This is a genomic window from Streptomyces sp. ICC1 (genome assembly GCF_003287935.1).
GTDB lineage: Bacteria > Actinomycetota > Actinomycetes > Streptomycetales > Streptomycetaceae > Streptomyces > Streptomyces tritrimontium.
This window is the reverse complement of sequence record NZ_CP030287.1, coordinates 6,100,613-6,116,363: the sequence shown is the minus strand read 5'-3', so window position 1 is coordinate 6,116,363 and position 15,751 is coordinate 6,100,613. Positions and strand designations below refer to the sequence as shown.

Here is a 15,751-nt window from a genome sequence, read left to right as displayed (position 1 = left end):
GACTCGGGGGTGCGCTGCCTGCTCGGGGTCCGCCGGCGTCACTGGCCATTTCGATCTCCCTGGGTTGCAGAGCCGGCCTGGTATCCCCGGACCGGCTGGATCCCCTGTTTCAGCGTGCCACGGCGCCCCTCCATCGGCATTCCGGCCCATGACGTCTCCGCGCACGGCGGTGGTGGGATGCTGAAGCCCCCACGAAGACTTAGCGTGCGTTGAGGTCCTGTCGCCACACCGGGAGGCGTTCGTGTCGGAGCTGATGGTGATCGGATACGAGGACCCCGAGACGGCCCGGCGGGCCTACGCCACCGTGCAGGAGCTCCACCGGGATCACGTCGTCAGCGTGAGCGGGCTGGCGGTGGTGTCGGTGGATGTGCGGGGCGAGACCCACGTGGACACGCCGAGCCGTCTCATCGGTCCGTCGGCCGCGGCCGGGGCGGTGTGGGGCATCGTCTTCGGCGTGCTGTTCCTGCTGCCCGGCGTCGGGTTCGTTGCCGGCGCGGCGGTCGGCGGACTGCTGGGGAAGCTCGGCAAATCAGGTGTCGATGAGGAATTCCGCCGACGCGTTCAAGACCTCCTCAATCCTGGATCGGCGGCCGTGGCGATCATGGGAATGATCGTGTCGGAGGACAGGTTCTCCGAGGCCATGCGGCAGCACGGTGGCACGGTGTTGAAGACCTCGCTCGGCACTGCTGAGGAGAGTGAGCTGGCCGAGCAACTCGCCGGCTCTCAGTCATAGGTGCGATCTGCCGGGTCGCGGCAGGTGAGGACGGCATCGAGCATGAGGTGATGTCGACATCGAACGGCTGCCACGAGCTGGAGAAGGCGTCGGGCGGTGGCAATGCGGGGGCCGATGTCCCGCTGCAGAGCCGCAACGGCCGGCGTCCGCCATGGCGGCCCACTGGGCGCGGGCGGATGTGTCACGGCGCGGCGCACGATGGGGCGCCCCGCTTCCCGCCGACCGAAGCGAAGGCGGTGTCGCTCAAGGTGGCGACGCGGAGCTTGGCGCGCCGCAGCAGGCTGAAGGCCTTGGTTTCCCTGCCCCGCTCGGGGGGACTGCGGCACGTCACGCTTGTGCCCCCACCCCCCTCACCCATGCCTGTCTCGATCTCCGCCCAGACGACCTTCCCGGTGTCATGGGGGTAGGCGCCCCACCGGTCGGAGAGCAGCCGCACGATGTGCAGGCCGTGGCCTCCCGGGACGCCCGGCCGGCGTGCGGCCCGGGGGCACGGCAGCGCCGTCGCTCCGTCGAGCACGTCGATGCGCAAGGTCTCCTCGGCGGCGGTCAGCACGAGCTCGTGGCAGCCGTTCGCGTGCAGGGCCGCGTTGGTCACCAGCTCGGACACGACGAGCAGGGCGTCCTCGGCGCTCTCGTGGCGGTCCCACCCCCAGTCCCGCAGGGCCTTGCGGGTGAAGTCACGGCCCTTGCCGACCGGGCCCCGGACACCGCTCAGGGCGAGTCGGCGGCACTGGCCCCTGACCGGCACTCCTCCACCGCGAGGATCCCCGGTGGCTGATCCCGTCGTGTTCACTGTCGCCTCACCTGGCTGTCGGCTGTGCTCCGTCGGACGGAGCCGGGCGGCTCCGTCCGCGGAGCACCCGGGCCGGCCGTCGCGCGGCCGCCGTCCTCGGTCTCGCGTATGCCCGCGCTGATCGCCCGGACACGCGGACACCGCCATCCGCGTCGCGTCGGCTTCCCGGGGACCGGTTGCGACGGGCCTGCGGGGCTCCGCGGTGGAACCCCGTCGACCAGCGCTCTACCGTGGAAGCATCGGTTGGAGCGGCCATGCGCGACACCTCGTCTTCGGCCCGCCCGCTGTCGCCCCTCGGACGGGTGCGCAGCACGGTCCGCCGTGCGCGGGCCGGCCGCCGCTGGGTGCACGTCCGGGACCTGGACCTGTGGCAGCGCTCCCTCGGGTTCGCCGCACTGGGCTTCCTGACGCTCGTACCCCTGCTGATCGTCGTGTCCGCGGCGGACACCCGCGGCGGGCAGGGGTTCGCCCAATGGCTGGGAGACGGGCTCGGCGTATCGCCGGCCGCCCGGGCGGAGATCGAGCGGCTCTTCGCCCTGCCCGGCCAGGCGTGGCGGACCACGACGGCGTTCGGACTGGCCCTGCTCGCCGTCTTCGGCCTGTCCTTCGCCACCATGCTGCAGGGCGGCTACGAGAACGTGTGGGGGCTGGCTCCGTCCCGCTGGTGGGCGCGCTGGCGGCACGTGCTGTGGCTCGGCGTACTGGTCGGGGTCCTCTACCTGTCGGCGATCACCCCGCCGTGGCGCGAGTCCCCGGCACGCGGCTTCGTCACCGTGACGGTCGGCACCCTCTTCTTCTGGTGGTCCCAGCGGCTGCTGCTCGGCGGCCGGGTGCCGTGGAGCGGCCTGCTGCCCGGAGCGGCGGCCACCATGGCCGGACTGCTGGGGCTGCGGCTCTTCTCCCGGCTCGTCTTCTCACCGATGATCGCGTCCAGCGCCGTCACCTACGGGCCCTTCGGCACCGTCCTCGTCCTCCAGGCCTGGCTCGTCGGGATCGGCGTCGTCGTGTTCGGGGGCGCGCTCGCCGGCCGGCTGTTCCACGACGAGCTGCTGCGCCGGAGAACGCCGCCGGACCCCGGCCGATCGGAAACGGGCACGGGCACGGGGATGGGCACGGCAACGGGCCCGGACTCGTCGAGTCCGGGCCCGCCGCCTGCGCCGGGTCAGATGATGCGGCCGCCGAAACCACCGACGGAATAGTAGGTCCCGATCTCCTGGCGGTAGCCGACGTCGTCGAGGTGCTTGTCGCGGTGGAATTCCGGAGCGCTCTTGATCTGCTCCTTGGTGCTGTGGACGTAGACCGTCTCCTCCTCCACGTCGATCCGGATCACGGTGCTCGCCGGGAGCAGGACCTCCTTGCCGAAGATCCAGACTCCGGTGTCCACGACCAGGTATGCGTCACCGGCCTCGTCGGAGTGCTTGTCGACCTTGCCGATGCTGCCGTCGGTCGCCTCGACCTTGTACCCGGTCAGATCGGACCCGCCCAGGTGGCCGGCATTCGACTGGTAGCTCCACACATGCTCAGTCACGCGAAAACAACTCCTTCGCCAGACGGGGGACGGCGGGAACTTCCGTGCCGTCCCTCTCTTTTGATGTCGTACGCGGCACTGTTCGCGCCCCGCTCCGACTCGACTGCCCCTCCCCCGGCGCTTCATGCACCCCGTACGACCGCGCGCACGTTCTCGATGCCGCCGCAGCCGGCCGAGAGGTGCCGCTCCCGCTCCCGCAGGAAGGCCGCCCCGAGCTCGGCCCTCCGCTCGTCCGGGACGTTCTCCCGGGCGCCGTTGAGGATGGTCCGCTCCTCCTCGTCGAGGTGGTGGGAGACCGCCTTGACCAGGTCCTCCAGGCGGGCGTCCCACTCATCGGAACCGACCTCGGAGGCCTCGGCCACCTCGAGCAGCGCCAGCAGGGCCTCGTTGCCCTCGGCGTGCTCCTCGGCTCCGTGCTCGACCTCCTCGTTGTCGACGTCCTTGAACCTCTTCAGCGCGCCGTACACCTCGGACTCCTCGGCCTCGCCGTGCGCGACGAGCAGCGCGGAGAACGTGGCGAGGGCGTCCGCCCGGTCCGCCTCCACACTGCGCATCCGGCGGAACAGGTCCTCCATGGTGCGGTGGTCCTTGAGGATCAACGCGACGACGTCCTGGTTCTCGTGCTTGTCCGCGGCCATGCCGGGTCCCTCCGGTGCTGTCGGTTTCACGTCGCCCGGCGCCTGCTCGATGGCGGTGGGTTCAAACCCCGGGGACCGCGCACGCACCCGTTCGGGTTTGAACTCTCCGCCACCGAGCAGGCGCGTCAACCGAGACCACGAGCCCCCGAACGGAGGCCAGAGATGTCAACCAATGCACTGACAGCCGTCATCGTCGTGGCGGCGGTCGTCGTGATCGCGGTGACCGCACTGCTGTGGGCACTGGCGCGCCGACGCCACCTGCGAGAACGGTTCGGGCCGGAGTACGAGCGCACCGTCGAGGAACGGGGCGGCACACGGGCCGCCGAGCGGGACCTGCGCGACCGCGAGGAGCGGCACGACCGGCTCGACATCAAGGAGCTGTCGCCCGAGCGCCGGCACCGGTACGCGGACGAGTGGACCGGTGTGCAGCAGCGCTTCGTGGACCGGCCGGAGCGTTCCGTGGCCGAGGCCGACGAGCTGGTGACCCGGCTGATGGGTGAACGCGGCTATCCCACCGAGGGGTACCGCGGACAGCTGCGGGACCTGTCCGTGGAGCACGGCCGCACGCTGGAGGAGTACCGGGCCGCCCATGCGGCCAAGGTGCGCGGCGGTGCGGGAGAGGCGACGACCGAGGAGCTGCGCGGGGCGATGGTGCACTACCGCACCCTGTTCGAGGAGCTGCTCGCCGACCAGAGGAGCCGATGACATGCGCAAGGGCGAAGAGAGCGAGGTACGGGCGGCATCGTCCGATCCCGTCCTGACGACGGAGGACCTCGCACGGCCCGCGCGGCCCGCGCCGCCCGCGCCGCCCGCGCCGCCCGCGCCGACGGCGGCGCCCGCGCCCGCCGACTGGTCCGTCGACGGGTCCGTCGAGGGGTCCGGCGACAGGTCCGCTGACGGGCCCTTCGAGAGGTCCGTCGACAGGTCCGCTGACGAGCCCGTCGAGAGGTCCGTCGACCGGCCCGTCGGCGTCCCGGAGCCGGATCGGGCGGCCAAGGACGAGGAGGAGCCGCTGCTGGGCTCTGCGGAGGCGGAGCGCTACCGGACCGCGTGGGGCGAGATCCAGGGCCGGTTCGTGGACGATCCGCGCGAGGCGGTCCGCTCGGCGGACACCCTGGTGGCGGAGGTCATGCAGAGGTTCGCGGGCACCCTTTCCGAACACCGCGGCGGGCTGGAGAAGCAGTGGGACCGCGGTGAGCAGGTGGCCACCGAAGACCTGCGGCAGGCCCTGCGCGCCTACCGTTCACTGGTCGACCGGCTGCTGGCCACCTGAGTTCCCGCTCCGGGCGGAAGCCGGAGCAGGAGAAGGCCGGCCGGGCTCGCGGATCCACTGCGAGCCCGGCCGGCCTTCTGCCGCGCGCGAAGCCGTTCAGGACTTGCGCGTGGCCTTCTTCATCTTGTCCGCGGCCTTCGAGGTCATCTCCTCGGCCTTGCCGCCCATCCGCTCGGCCGCGCCTTCCGCCTGCATGCCCTTGTCGTCCATGGCACTGCCGGCGGTCTCCTTGATCTTGCCCTTGACCTGCTTGGCCTTGCCCTTCGCCTTGCTCATGACGGGGTGGTCCTTCCTAGAGGGGGGTACTGACCACCCTGCTTCCGTGGTGGGCATCCCGCAATTCGTGGAACTCCCCGTGCCGTGACCGGACGCGGACCCGGGCCGCTGGGCCATCCGGTGCAACGGGGGGCGTGTTCCCTCCGGGCAGCCGCCCGGGCGGTGGATAGTCGTCCGGGTGGTGGGCTGCACGGGCCGCCGGCCCCGCGCCCAGGCGACACAGGGAGAGTGGATCCGATGGTGAAGAAGGCATTGCTGACGTACGCCTTGGCGGCCGGAGTGCTGATCGGGCCGCTCGGCACGGCCGGCTGGGCGGCCGACGGCCGCGGCAGCGGGCACGCGGCCGAGTCCCGGCCCGTGGGTGTGGTGGAGTCCCGCACGGCGCTCAACGTCCGCGAGAAGCCGACCGTGTACTCGGACGTGGTGAAGAAGCTGCACCCGAACGCCCGCGTGCTCCTCTCGTGCCAGAAGCGAGGGGGCTGGGTGGACGGCAATCCGGTGTGGTACCGCCTGCACGGCTCGAAGGGCTGGGTGTCGGCCCGCTACGTCCACAACCTCCAGCCGGTCCGACCCTGCTAGTGCTGTGACCTGGTACACGGCTACGGGAACGGGCGCGGCCCCAGAAGCATGGCCGCGCCCGTTCCCGTAGCCGTAGCCGTTCTCCACGGCCGCCGGGGCTCAAGCGGTGGAGGGCAGCGTCGGCCTCTCCCCCGCCCGGGCACGGAGGGGGCGCCTCTCGCGCTCGGTGAGACCACCCCAGATCCCGAACGGCTCGGCCACCTCAAGCGCGTGCCGCAGGCAGTCGCGCTGCACCGGGCACAGCGCGCACACCTCCTTGGCCGCCGCGGCCCGAAGCTCGCGGTCCGGACCATGCTCACCCGCGGGGTGGAAGAAGAGGCGCGAGCCCAGTTCCCTGCAGGCGGCCTCCTCCTGCCACAGCCAGTGGTGCTCGGCACGGCCGGGCAGACGGGACACGTTTCCCACCTCGGAACCTCCATCGGGTACGGACCGGATGCGAAGCCCGGTCGCCCCTCGTCTGACCCCGAGAACGCGGCTCAAACGGCCGGACGGAGATCGCGGTGCGGCGCGATCACGTGCGCGCCGGTTCCGGTTCGGGGTCCCGCGCGGGTGCCGGAGCCCGCTCCCGGCCTTCGTCCGCCGGGACTTCGTCGTCCGCGAGCAGTCCGGCGCGCAGCGTCCGCATGATCCGGCTCAGCAGGCGCGAAACCTGCATCTGGGAGATGCCCAGGCGCTCGCCTATCGCGTCCTGGGTCAGCTCGTCGCCGTAGCGCAACGAGAGGATCAGCCGGTCGCGGTCGCCGAGGGCGGCCAGGAGCGGCTTGAGCGCCTCCAGGCATTCGATGCGCTCGTACGCCTCCTCGTCCAGGCCCAGCGAGCGGGTCAGCGGGGTCGAATGCTCGTCCTCGCCGGCCGGCGCGTCGAGTGAGCGCGCCGTGTATCCGCTCGCCGCCCGGCGCCCCTCCGCCAGCTCGGCGTCCGTGATGCCGAGCTCCTGCGTGAGCTCCCGCTCGGTCGGCTGGCGCCCGAGCCGCTGCTCCAGCACGTCCCCCGTCTTCGCGATGTCGAGCCGGAGCTCCTGGAGCCGCCGCGGGACCCGCACGGCCCAGCTGGTGTCGCGGAGGAAGCGCTTGATCTCACCGGTGATGGTGGGCAGCGCGAACGTCGCGAACTGCACCCCGCGCTCCACGTCGTAGCGGTTGATGGCCTTGATCAGGCCCACCGTGCCGACCTGGACGATGTCCTCCAGGGGTTCGCTGCGGCCGCGGAAGCGGCGGGCGGCGTACTTCACCAGGCTGAGGTTGAGCTCGACGAGGGTGTTGCGCACGTACGAGTACTCCCGTGTGCCCTCCTGCAGCCCGTGCAGGCGCCGGAAGAGCGCGACGGACAGGGTGCGCGCCTCGTCGGTGCCCAGATGGAGCAGGTCCTCCGGGGTGGCGTGCCCGTCCGCGAGGGACTCGGCGGTACGGGCGTGGAGCGTTCGAGCGGGAATGGTCGGCATGAGCTTCCTCCGACGGGTTCGGGCCGGCCTGCGGGCTCGGCGTGGACCGTCGCGCTCTTTCCAAAGGGGTATACCCACTCAAACGGTCCACGCACCATCGATCGACGGGCCGGTCACCAGGTGTGGCGGCCCGCGTACGGTGTGCGTACGGGGCGCGTCCGCCGCGGGGTCACGCCCGCCGGGACCGCCGGGCGAGCAGGGCGGCGGCCAGTACGCCGGCGGCCGTGATCAGGGCGGTGCGGTGGGTCCGCGCCACCGCGGCGGCCCGACCGGTCTTCCCCTTCGCCAGCGCTTCGACCGTCCGGACCATGTCCTCCCGGGTGCGGGCGGCGTGCCCGCGGAGCGCCCGCGCGCCGGATATGGACTTCTTTCCGAATAACTCTGCCGTCGTCATCGAATTTCCCTCTTCCTCCGTCGGTTCGTTTCACCCGGCCGGATTTACGGAGCCGGGACGGCCGTCGATCGATGGAGGTGAGCAGATTCCCCGCTGCGTCACGGCGTCCATCCCGGCACCGGTCCGCATGCCCCCGATGCCGCGGTTCACCCGCACCGGCCGACTTCCCCTGCGGGGACCGGATTCACGGACCGCCCACGAGGTCGAGGAGCGCTTTCTCGACGAGCTCGGTCGGCGCCGGGTGGATCCAGTACGGGGAACGGGCGAGGGTGGCCGCGTCGATGCCCAGGGTCATCGCCAGGACGAGGGGCTGGATGAGGGTGGCGGCCTGTGGGCCCATGATGTGCGCACCGAGCAGGCGGCCGGTGCCGCGTTCGGCGAGCACCTTACAGAAGCCGGTGGTGTCCTCCATGGGGGGGGACCACCGGCCGGCCGCCTGCGGCGATGACGATCTGCCGGGCGCCGATGTCGACGGCGCCGTCCGCGAGGTCGATCCGCAGCTCCCGGGGGCCCGTGAACCGCGCCGTGCCCTCGTACACGGTGACCCGGTCCGCCTCCAGCCGCCCGCGGCGGCCCTCCTCGCGCTCGGCGTCCAGGCGCCCGAACACCCGGTCACGCATCGCGCGCCAGCGCACGCGGGCCGGCTCCGCGTCCACGTCGTACGTGCCGGCCTCGCCGACGGTATGGGCCACCTCCGCGACGTAGGCGTACATCTTGCTCGGGATGCACCCCGCGTTCAGACAGGTTCCGCCGAACCACCTCTCCTCGACGATGGCCACGTCGAGGCCGGCGAACGAATCGTCGATGACGGCGTTGCCGGATCCCGCACCGATGACGACAAGATCGTGCTGACGCATCACGCCAGGCTACGAGGCCGGGCGGGACCCGGCCCGTCGGGCGCGGCGGCGACCGGCCGGCGGCCCCGTACGAGATGCGCCGGGAGACGGGGCCCGGTGGCGGCTCATGTTCCCGCCCGCACGGGGCACACGGCGGTCACCGACAGAAAGGGGTCCGACCATGCTGGCCATCGTCGCCGCAGTGCTCTTCTTCATCGCGTTCCTGATCAACGCGGCCCACATAGCCACCAACGACGTGCTGAGCTCCACCAACTTCATGCTGATCGGTCTCGTCGCGCTCGCCCTGCACGTCGCCGGGGTCGGCGCCGGGCGGACGGGCCGCGGGTGGGGTCGCAGACGCTGACCGCGGCGGAGCGCGGCGCGGACCCGAGCGAAGCCGAAGGGCGCCGCACGAAGGGCACCGCACACGGACGTACCGCGGAGCGGGCCTCACCCGTTCTGCGGTACGTCCGTTTCCACGCCGCCACCGGCCCGCGGACTACCAGTAGTGGCGCCGGCCGCCGACCGCGTGTCCCACCGAGCCGAGGATCCACAGCACTGCCCCCACCACGAGCAGGATGATCCCGATGGTCCACAGGATGGAGATTCCGGTCAGGAATCCGATGAGCAAGAGGATGAGTCCGGCGAAAATCATGATGCCCTCACTCGTCTGTCTGGATACGGCGGAACGGGTTGTTCCGCCGCGGTGCCTCCGCTGGCGTCTACCCGCGAGTCCCGTCCTTATCTCTGCCGCGACGCTGTTCTTCGGGACCGCCCCGGTGGACCTTTCCGGTCGAAGCACTACGCTCGGGCCATGGGCAGAACCGACCGCGCCGGCCGGACGATCGCGGCGCCACCGGCGGACGTCTACGGCGCCCTCCTCGACCGGGAGGCCCTGGAGGCCTGGCTGCCGCCGGACGGCATGAGCGGGCGGGTCGAGCGGTGGGACCCCCGGCCCGGCGGCGGGTTCCGGATGGTGCTGACCCACCTCGACCCCGCCGACGGCCCCGGCAAGACCACGGCCGCGACGGACGTCGTCGAGGTCGGCTTCGCCGAGCTGGTGCCGGCGGAACGCGTGGTGCACCGGGCGGTGTTCGAGGCCGACGACCCCTCGTACGCGGGCACCATGACGATGACCTGGGACCTCGCCGCCACCGGCGACGGGACCCGGGTGACCGTCACCGCCACGGACGTGCCGCCCGGCATCGACCAGGCGGTCCACGAGGCCGGGATCGCCTCCTCGCTCGCGCACCTGGCCTCCCACGTCGAGACCACCGCGCACCTGGCGTGACGGGACCGGCCGACGCCCGGCCCGATGGACTTCAGCGGGTGCGCGGGGCCTCTACACGGCCCGGGAGAAGGGCAACATCTCGGGATGGGCCGAGGGCGCGGCGGGCGAGCGGGACCGCGGCAGGGCCCACGGGGAGTGGGACGAGGTGATCTCGCCGGCCCCCGCGGTCCTCCACCCGGACACGCCCGTCTCGTTCCGCTTCGGCTGACGGGCCCGCCGGCGCCGGTCACGGCCGGGCGAACCGCGCCCGGGCCGCTTCCACGATGTCGTGGCCGCCGCCGGTCGCACCCGGCCGAGCGGCGACCGTCCACGTCCCGCTGTCGAACGCTTCGAGGAACACGAGGCACCGGGAGTAGTCCTCGGCCTGGAGTTCGGCGCCGACGAGGTCGTCGGCCGAGGCCGCGGCGACGACGGTGAGCCAGTGGTTCTGCTCCAGGTGCACGGCGAGGTCCTTCAGCCCGGGCCAGCCCTGGACGTACCCCGTCGGGCTCGCCCGCACCAGGTCCTCGAATGCCGAGGCACTCATACCGTCCGGCGGCGCGACGACTCCGTCGGCTCCGGGGACGCTCCAGATTCCGTCGATCTCCAGGATGCTCCAGGTCCAGTCGTTGTCCGGGATCAGGGGCAGGAGGTCCGCCAGCCGGATGTAGCGGCCCGGGCCCTGCATCCGAAACTCCGTGGAATCCATCGCGCCGAGGTCCTTCCGCTCGCACCGGCCGGCCCCCGCACCGCGCGGCCGGATTCTTCCGGGACACCCGCCGGCGCCCCGTCGAAGGTATCGGTGAACCGGGCTCCCGCCCTCGGGTCCTCGGGTCAGCCCAGGTGGGCGGCGACGAGTTCGGCGAAGGCTTCCGGGGTGAGGACCGTGACGCCCAGTTCCTCGGCCTTGACGGCCTTGGAGCTCGGCTTCCCGCTCGCGGAGGCCGCGCAGACCAGGTAGGTGGTCTTGGAGTTGACGCTGCCGCCCGCCCTGCCGCCGGCCTTCTCGATCAGGGTGTTCATCTCCGAGCGGCCCATGTTCTCGAGCGGGCCGCTCATCTTCCCGGTGACCACGACGGTCTTGCCGGAAAGGGGGCCTTCCGCGGCCGTCCGGGGCTGCTGCGGCTCCGTCATGTTGACTCCGGCCGCGGCCAGTTTGTCGATGACCTGGGCCAGGGAGGCGACCTGTTCGACGATGACCGGGGCCTTCTCCCCGCCGATGCCGTCGACCTCCTGCATGGCGGAGGCATCCGCCTGCCGGACGGCGTCCATCGTGCCGAAGTGCGCGGCGATGCGGCGGGACATGCTGCGCCCGGTGCCGAGCACGCCCAGGGCGCAGAAGACGCGGCTCAGGGGGCGGGACTTGGCGGCCGCGATCTGCTCGGCCAGCTTGGCCCCGCGCTTGGCGCTGCCGGAGGCGGCGGCGAGCTGTCCCTCGGTCAGGGTGAACAGGTCGGCGACGTCGGCGACGTCACCGGACTCGATCAGGGCGTTGACGTACGTCTTGCCCAGGCCGTCGATGTCGAGGATGTCGCGGCCGGCGGCGTACTCGATCAGGGCGGGCAGCGCGCAGCCGGTTCCCTTCGCGCAGCGCCAGCGCTCCTGGTCCTTGTTGATCTCCCCGCCGCAGTTGGGGCACCGCGTGGGCAGCGGCACCTCGAGCGCGCCGGCCGGGCGGTGGCCCACGAGGGCGGCCTGGACGCGGGGGATGATGTCGCCGGCCTTGTACACCGTCACGGTGTCGCCGAGGTGGAGGTCGCGTCGGCGGATGTCCGCGGGGTTGTGGAGGGTGGCCCGGGTGACGGTGGATCCGTCGATGTCGACCGGTTCGAGGATGGCCGTCGGGGCGAGCACCCCGGTACGGCCCACGTCCCACACCACGTCCTTCAGTACGGTCTGGCGCTCGACGGCCGGCAGCTTGAAGGCGATCGCCCAGTACGGGAATCTGCTGCCGAGCCCGGCCGCGGCCTGCTCGGCCGCGTCGTTCGCCTTGATCACGACCCCGTCGATGCCGAACGGCAGGTCCGCGCGCTGCGCGGCGATCGCGTCGACCTCGCGCTGGGCCTCGGCGAGGGTCGGGACCACGTGCAGGCCGGCGGGCGTGTCGGCCGTGGTCCGTACGCCGGCCCCGGAGACGGCGGCCAGGACCTCGGCGTGGGTGGCCCCGGACGGCGCGAAGGCGACGCCGTCGAGCTCGACCGCTCCGTACGCCCAGAACGTCATCGCGAGCCGGTAGGGGCGGTCCTTCGCGCGCAGGGTGCCGGCCGTCCCGTTGCGCGGGTTCGCGAAGGGCTGCGCGCCGTGCGCGACGCGGACCTCGTTCGCGGCTTCGAACTGGCTCTGCGTGAACAGGACCTCCCCGCGGACTTCGAAGGTGGCCGGCACGGGCAGCTGCTCGGGCAGGCCCTCGATGGCGCCGATGACGTGGCTGACGTCCTCGCCGTGGGTGCCGTTGCCGCGGGTGATGACCTGCTCCAGCCGACCGGCGCGGTAGCGGGCGGCGACGGCCGCTCCGTCCATCTTCGGCTCGACGGTGAACCCTCCGGCGGGCTCGTGGCCCAGACGGCGCTGGAGCGAGGCGCCCCAGGCGACCAGGCCGGCCGGGTCGAAGACGTTGTCGAGGCTGAGCAGCCGGACGGTGTGCTCCATGTCGCCGACCGGGGCCGCGCCGTCCGCGACCAGGCCGGTCACGGAGTCCGGGGCGGCCTCGTCCGGGTGCTCCGCTTCCCAGGCGAGCACGGACAGGCGCAGCCGGTCGTAGGCGGCGTCGTCCAGCGCGCTGTCGGCGCCGCCGTAGTACGCCCGGGAGGCCTCGCGGAGCCGCCGGAGCGCGGCGCTGTAGTCGGCACGGCTGAACACGCTGGACAACGCCTCATCGGCGGAAAGGATCGTCATGTCAGTGATCCTCTCCCGGACCACTGACAATGCCCGGCGGCCCGTTCCCGGGCGCCGCGCCCGTTCTCGGGCGCCCGCCGGTCCGTGGGAGACCGCCCGGCCGGGAGGCCGGCGCACCCATCGGCGGGTCTGTCAAGTGACGAACAGCCGGGGCTACGGCTCCGGGGCTCCTGCGGGCACCGTGGAAAAACGGCCGCCGACCGTCCGCGGCACCACGCCAGGGAGAGTCTCATGACTGACATCGCCATCACCGGGCTCGGCTGCCGCTTTCCCGGCGCCCCCGACATCCGCGGCTACTGGGACCTCCTGCTGAGCGGGGAACGGCAGTTCTCCACCGTGCCGCGCGAGCGCTGGAACCACGAGACGTTCCACGAGCCCGGCAACCGGTCGGCGCCCAACGCCGCCTACACCGACCAGGTCGCGTTCCTGGCCGACGTGGACCGCTTCGACGCCGTGCACTACGGGGTGCCGCCGGCCCGCGCCCGGGCCATGGACCCGCAGCACCGGCTGATGCTCGACGTCACCCGTGAGGCCCTCGACGACGCGGGGCTGGGCCGCGGGGACTTCGACCGGGAGAACACCGGGGTCTTCTTCGGGTTGTCGGTGTCCGACTACAAGGACCTCATGACGGCCCACATGCGGGCCATTTCCCTGGCCGACGCCTCGCAGGCGGCCGACCGCCGCGAGGTGCTCGACGCCGCCAAGGAGCGGGCGGGACGGCTCGGCACCATCGAGGCCTTCACCCTGCCCGGGAGCCTGCTCAACATGGCGTCCGGCACCGTCAGCCGGCACTTCGACCTCGGCGGCCCCAGCTTCGCCGTCGACGCCGCCTGCTCCGGCTCGCTGGTCGCCCTCGACCAGGCGATGGCCCACCTGCGCCAGGGCACCTGCCGGATCGCCCTCGTCGGCGGGGTGTACCTCAACCTCACTCCCGACAGCCTGGTCGGCTTCTCCCGGCTCCGCGCGCTGTCCCCGACCGGGGTGTGCCGCCCCTTCGACGAGGAGGCCGACGGCTTCGTCCTCGGCGAGGGCGCCGGTGTCGTCGTCCTGCGGCCGCTCGCCGACGCGCTCGCGGACGGCGACCGCGTCTACGCCGTGATCAAGGGCATCGGCTCGGCCAACGACGGCGCGTCCCCCGGCCCGCTGGTTCCCACCTCCGAAGGCCAGCTGCGCGCCATGCGCCGGGCCTATGAGGACGCGGGGGTCGCCCCCTCGTCCGTGGGCTTCCTCGAGGCGCACGGCACCGGGACCGCCGCCGGCGACCGTGCCGAGGCCGAAGCGTTGCGCCGGCTGCGCACCGAGTTCCCCGACGACGACCCCGGCCTGTGCTACGTCGCCTCGGGCAAGGCCCTCATCGGGCACTCCCTGGCCGCGGCGGGCGTCGCCGGGCTGATCAAGACGGCCCTGGTCGTCCACCACCGCACGATCGTGCCGCAGCCGGCCACCACCCCCCACCCGGACCACGGCATGTCCGCCGCGGGGCTGCGCTTCGCCGACACCGCACGGCCCTTTCGCAGCTCCGGCACCCCGCTGCGCGCCGCGGTCAGCTCGTTCGGGTTCGGCGGCACGAACGTCCACGTGGTCCTGGAGGAGCAGCGGCCCGAACCCGCCGAAGCCCCCGCGGGCACCGAGGGCGGCGGCCCCCATCTCGTCCTCCTCTCGGCCGGCAGCCCCAAGCTGCTGGACCGGCACATCGGCGAGGTACTCGAAGCACTCGACACGGCGCACCGCCCCCCGTTGGCCGCCGTGGCCCACACCCTGGGCTCCCGCAAGCCGCTGACGACCCGGCTAGCCGTCGTGGCCACCGACACGGACGGGTTCCTCCGGCGCCTGCGCCACGCCCGCGAGCAGCTCCTCGCCGGCACCCGGGGCGACCTCGGCGACGGCGCCTTCGCCGCCGACGCGCCCCTGCCGGCGGCCCGGCGCCGCATCGCCTTCGTCTACCCCGGCCAGGGCAGTCAGCGACCGGGCATGATGCGGGACCTCCACGAGCGGTTCACCGGCTTCCGGTCGGCCGTCGGCGTCCTCAGCGCCGTGGCCCGGCGGGACCTCGGCTTCGACCTCGCCGACCTGCTGTACGGCGAGGCGGCGTCCCGGGGCGACGCGGAGGCGCTCAGGCAGCGGCTCGCCGCCACCGACGTGTGCCAGCCGCTGCTCGGTACCGTCCAGATCGCCGCCACCCGCGTCCTCGCCGACTGCGGCGTCGCTCCCGACCTCGCCCTCGGCCACAGCGCCGGCGAGTTCGCCGCGGCCGCTGCCGCCGGAGCCCTCACCCACGTGGACACCATCAGGCTGCTGGTCCACCGGGGGGCGGTCCTCCGGCGGGCCGAGAACGGCTCCGGGGGCGGGATGCTCGCCGTGCAGAGCGACCAGGAGACCTGCCGCCGGCTCGTCGAGGGCATCGAGGACGTGTGGCTCGCCTGCTTCAACCAGCCGCGGCAGGTCGTGGTCAGCGGTACGCCGCAAGGCCTCGCCGCCCTGCGGCAGGCCTGCGCCGAGGCCGGGGTCGTCACCGCGGCGCTCGACGTGTCCAACGCCTTCCACTCCCCCCGGCTGGCCTCCGCCGAGGAGAGCATGCGCTCGGGTCTCGCCACGCGCCGCATCAGCGGTCCCGTCCTGCCGTTCGTCTCCTCCGTGAACGGGGAGGTCTGCACCGACCCCGACCGGCTGCGCGCGCTCTGGGTCCGCCACGCGTCCACGCCGGTCCACTTCAGCGATGCCGTCCGCACCGCCTACGACCAGGGGGCCCGCGTCTTCCTCCAGGTGTCCGGCGGCAGCTCGCTCCTCACCTCGGTCCGCCGCAACCTGACCGGCCACGGCGACGTCCATGTCGTCCCCCTCGGCGGGGAGGCGCCCGACGGCGGGCGCGGCTTCGTACTGGCCCTGGCCCGTCTCGCGGTCCTGGGCGCCCCGGTCGATCCGCGCGCGCTGGTTCCCCAGGAGGACCGCCGTCTGCTGGACCTGCCGGTGGCGAGGCTGGACACCCAGTCGTACTGGGTGGCCGGCGGGCGCCCCGCACAGCGCGGCCCCTCCGCCGCCTCCGGCTCGGCCTCCGCTGTGTCCTGCTTCTTATACCCATCTGCCGCTGTTCTCAG

At 72.8% G+C, this 15,751-nt stretch carries 20 protein-coding genes; 8 read left to right on the top strand and 12 right to left on the bottom strand.

Features of this window, described 5'->3' with window-relative positions; genetic code table 11:
- Nucleotides 1-241 precede the first annotated feature (241 nt).
- Complete coding sequence (locus tag DRB96_RS28805; protein ID WP_112451093.1) at nucleotides 242-733, top strand: DUF1269 domain-containing protein; 492 nt, start codon at nucleotides 242-244, stop codon at nucleotides 731-733.
- Nucleotides 734-914: 181 nt separating this feature from the next.
- Here the strand turns inward: DRB96_RS28805 and DRB96_RS45055 are convergent, their stop codons facing one another.
- Nucleotides 915-1,481 carry an ATP-binding protein gene (locus tag DRB96_RS45055; RefSeq protein ID WP_343234605.1) on the bottom strand — a complete coding sequence of 189 codons (567 nt, stop codon included), beginning with the start codon at nucleotides 1,479-1,481 and terminating at the stop codon, nucleotides 915-917.
- 299 nt (nucleotides 1,482-1,780) lie between these two features.
- On the opposite strand from DRB96_RS45055, the gene DRB96_RS28795 reads away from it, so the two are divergent.
- Nucleotides 1,781-2,725, top strand: coding sequence for a YhjD/YihY/BrkB family envelope integrity protein (locus DRB96_RS28795; protein ID WP_204357836.1), 945 nt, complete (start codon nucleotides 1,781-1,783; stop codon nucleotides 2,723-2,725).
- Here DRB96_RS28795 and DRB96_RS28790 read toward each other — a convergent pair.
- Entirely contained in the window at nucleotides 2,689-3,054 is a 366-nt protein-coding gene (locus tag DRB96_RS28790) for a PRC-barrel domain-containing protein (RefSeq protein ID WP_112451091.1), read from the bottom strand. The two genes, DRB96_RS28795 and DRB96_RS28790, sit on opposite strands and share 37 nt — an antisense overlap.
- 122 nt (nucleotides 3,055-3,176) lie before the next feature.
- On the bottom strand, nucleotides 3,177-3,692 hold the full coding sequence (locus DRB96_RS28785) for a hemerythrin domain-containing protein (protein ID WP_112451090.1): 516 nt from the start codon (nucleotides 3,690-3,692) through the stop codon (nucleotides 3,177-3,179).
- 162 nt (nucleotides 3,693-3,854) lie between these two features.
- Here DRB96_RS28785 and DRB96_RS28780 point away from each other — a divergent pair, with 162 nt between their 5' ends.
- Nucleotides 3,855-4,397, top strand: coding sequence for a hypothetical protein (locus DRB96_RS28780; protein WP_112451089.1), 543 nt, complete (start codon nucleotides 3,855-3,857; stop codon nucleotides 4,395-4,397).
- A gap of 1 nt (nucleotide 4,398) precedes the next feature.
- Nucleotides 4,399-4,965, top strand: coding sequence for a hypothetical protein (locus DRB96_RS28775; RefSeq protein WP_112451088.1), 567 nt, complete (start codon nucleotides 4,399-4,401; stop codon nucleotides 4,963-4,965).
- Nucleotides 4,966-5,061: 96 nt separating this feature from the next.
- On the opposite strand, the gene DRB96_RS28770 is transcribed toward DRB96_RS28775, so the two are convergent.
- Nucleotides 5,062-5,241: a CsbD family protein gene (locus DRB96_RS28770; protein ID WP_112451087.1), complete on the bottom strand. Its 180-nt coding sequence runs from the start codon at nucleotides 5,239-5,241 to the stop codon at nucleotides 5,062-5,064.
- 237 nt (nucleotides 5,242-5,478) lie between these two features.
- Between DRB96_RS28770 and DRB96_RS28765 the strand changes: the two genes are divergently transcribed.
- Complete coding sequence (locus DRB96_RS28765; RefSeq protein WP_112451086.1) at nucleotides 5,479-5,820, top strand: SH3 domain-containing protein; 342 nt, start codon at nucleotides 5,479-5,481, stop codon at nucleotides 5,818-5,820.
- A 99-nt stretch (nucleotides 5,821-5,919) separates the two neighbouring features.
- On the opposite strand, the gene DRB96_RS28760 is transcribed toward DRB96_RS28765, so the two are convergent.
- The 5 genes from DRB96_RS28760 to DRB96_RS28745 all read right to left on the bottom strand — a co-directional run bounded on the left by DRB96_RS28760 (nucleotide 5,920) and on the right by DRB96_RS28745 (nucleotide 8,512).
- The gene (locus tag DRB96_RS28760; protein WP_275432030.1) at nucleotides 5,920-6,216 is read right to left on the bottom strand and encodes a WhiB family transcriptional regulator; all 297 of its coding nucleotides are present in this window, start codon (nucleotides 6,214-6,216) and stop codon (nucleotides 5,920-5,922) included.
- Nucleotides 6,217-6,331: 115 nt separating this feature from the next.
- Nucleotides 6,332-7,261, bottom strand: coding sequence for a SigB/SigF/SigG family RNA polymerase sigma factor (locus DRB96_RS28755; RefSeq protein ID WP_112451084.1), 930 nt, complete (start codon nucleotides 7,259-7,261; stop codon nucleotides 6,332-6,334).
- A 169-nt stretch (nucleotides 7,262-7,430) separates the two neighbouring features.
- Nucleotides 7,431-7,655, bottom strand: coding sequence for a hypothetical protein (locus DRB96_RS28750; RefSeq protein WP_112451083.1), 225 nt, complete (start codon nucleotides 7,653-7,655; stop codon nucleotides 7,431-7,433).
- Between the two features lie 184 nt (nucleotides 7,656-7,839).
- Nucleotides 7,840-8,067 (bottom strand): hypothetical protein, encoded by a 228-nt coding sequence (locus DRB96_RS45050; RefSeq protein WP_239516369.1) that lies wholly within the window; start codon nucleotides 8,065-8,067, stop codon nucleotides 7,840-7,842.
- Nucleotides 8,042-8,512, bottom strand: coding sequence for an FAD-dependent oxidoreductase (locus DRB96_RS28745; RefSeq protein WP_239516368.1), 471 nt, complete (start codon nucleotides 8,510-8,512; stop codon nucleotides 8,042-8,044). The genes DRB96_RS45050 and DRB96_RS28745 overlap by 26 nt, the downstream gene beginning before the upstream one ends.
- A gap of 160 nt (nucleotides 8,513-8,672) precedes the next feature.
- Here DRB96_RS28745 and DRB96_RS28740 point away from each other — a divergent pair, with 160 nt between their 5' ends.
- On the top strand, nucleotides 8,673-8,855 hold the full coding sequence (locus DRB96_RS28740) for a hypothetical protein (RefSeq protein ID WP_112451082.1): 183 nt from the start codon (nucleotides 8,673-8,675) through the stop codon (nucleotides 8,853-8,855).
- A 135-nt stretch (nucleotides 8,856-8,990) separates the two neighbouring features.
- On the opposite strand, the gene DRB96_RS43900 is transcribed toward DRB96_RS28740, so the two are convergent.
- Nucleotides 8,991-9,146, bottom strand: a complete 156-nt coding sequence (locus DRB96_RS43900; protein WP_204357835.1) for a DUF6131 family protein — start codon at nucleotides 9,144-9,146, stop codon at nucleotides 8,991-8,993.
- Nucleotides 9,147-9,305: 159 nt separating this feature from the next.
- On the opposite strand from DRB96_RS43900, the gene DRB96_RS28735 reads away from it, so the two are divergent.
- Complete coding sequence (locus DRB96_RS28735; RefSeq protein WP_112451081.1) at nucleotides 9,306-9,782, top strand: SRPBCC family protein; 477 nt, start codon at nucleotides 9,306-9,308, stop codon at nucleotides 9,780-9,782.
- A 226-nt stretch (nucleotides 9,783-10,008) separates the two neighbouring features.
- Here DRB96_RS28735 and DRB96_RS28730 read toward each other — a convergent pair whose 3' ends face one another.
- Nucleotides 10,009-10,470 (bottom strand): hypothetical protein, encoded by a 462-nt coding sequence (locus DRB96_RS28730; RefSeq protein ID WP_162688762.1) that lies wholly within the window; start codon nucleotides 10,468-10,470, stop codon nucleotides 10,009-10,011.
- 125 nt (nucleotides 10,471-10,595) lie between these two features.
- Nucleotides 10,596-12,656, bottom strand: a complete 2,061-nt coding sequence (ligA, locus tag DRB96_RS28725) for an NAD-dependent DNA ligase LigA (protein WP_112451079.1) — start codon at nucleotides 12,654-12,656, stop codon at nucleotides 10,596-10,598.
- 231 nt (nucleotides 12,657-12,887) lie between these two features.
- On the opposite strand from ligA, the gene DRB96_RS28720 reads away from it, so the two are divergent.
- Nucleotides 12,888-15,751, top strand: a 2,864-nt coding sequence (locus tag DRB96_RS28720) for a type I polyketide synthase (protein ID WP_162689102.1), incomplete at its 3' end; no start/stop codon positions are given.

Bases quoted from the DNA above. Each gene is read 5' to 3' on its own strand.
- DRB96_RS28795 (WP_204357836.1), top strand. From the start codon at position 1,781: ATGCGCGACACCTCGTCTTCGGCCCGCCCGCTGTCGCCCCTCGGACGG.
- DRB96_RS28785 (WP_112451090.1), bottom strand. From the start codon at position 3,692: ATGGCCGCGGACAAGCACGAGAACCAGGACGTCGTCGCGTTGATCCTC.
- DRB96_RS28780 (WP_112451089.1), top strand. From the start codon at position 3,855: ATGTCAACCAATGCACTGACAGCCGTCATCGTCGTGGCGGCGGTCGTC.
- DRB96_RS28775 (WP_112451088.1), top strand. From the start codon at position 4,399: ATGCGCAAGGGCGAAGAGAGCGAGGTACGGGCGGCATCGTCCGATCCC.
- DRB96_RS28770 (WP_112451087.1), bottom strand. From the start codon at position 5,241: ATGAGCAAGGCGAAGGGCAAGGCCAAGCAGGTCAAGGGCAAGATCAAG.
- DRB96_RS28765 (WP_112451086.1), top strand. From the start codon at position 5,479: ATGGTGAAGAAGGCATTGCTGACGTACGCCTTGGCGGCCGGAGTGCTG.
- DRB96_RS28755 (WP_112451084.1), bottom strand. From the start codon at position 7,261: ATGCCGACCATTCCCGCTCGAACGCTCCACGCCCGTACCGCCGAGTCC.
- DRB96_RS28750 (WP_112451083.1), bottom strand. From the start codon at position 7,655: ATGACGACGGCAGAGTTATTCGGAAAGAAGTCCATATCCGGCGCGCGG.
- DRB96_RS45050 (WP_239516369.1), bottom strand. From the start codon at position 8,067: ATGGAGGACACCACCGGCTTCTGTAAGGTGCTCGCCGAACGCGGCACC.
- DRB96_RS28745 (WP_239516368.1), bottom strand. From the start codon at position 8,512: ATGCGTCAGCACGATCTTGTCGTCATCGGTGCGGGATCCGGCAACGCC.
- DRB96_RS28740 (WP_112451082.1), top strand. From the start codon at position 8,673: ATGCTGGCCATCGTCGCCGCAGTGCTCTTCTTCATCGCGTTCCTGATC.
- DRB96_RS43900 (WP_204357835.1), bottom strand. From the start codon at position 9,146: ATGATTTTCGCCGGACTCATCCTCTTGCTCATCGGATTCCTGACCGGA.
- DRB96_RS28735 (WP_112451081.1), top strand. From the start codon at position 9,306: ATGGGCAGAACCGACCGCGCCGGCCGGACGATCGCGGCGCCACCGGCG.
- DRB96_RS28730 (WP_162688762.1), bottom strand. From the start codon at position 10,470: ATGGATTCCACGGAGTTTCGGATGCAGGGCCCGGGCCGCTACATCCGG.
- ligA (WP_112451079.1), bottom strand. From the start codon at position 12,656: ATGACGATCCTTTCCGCCGATGAGGCGTTGTCCAGCGTGTTCAGCCGT.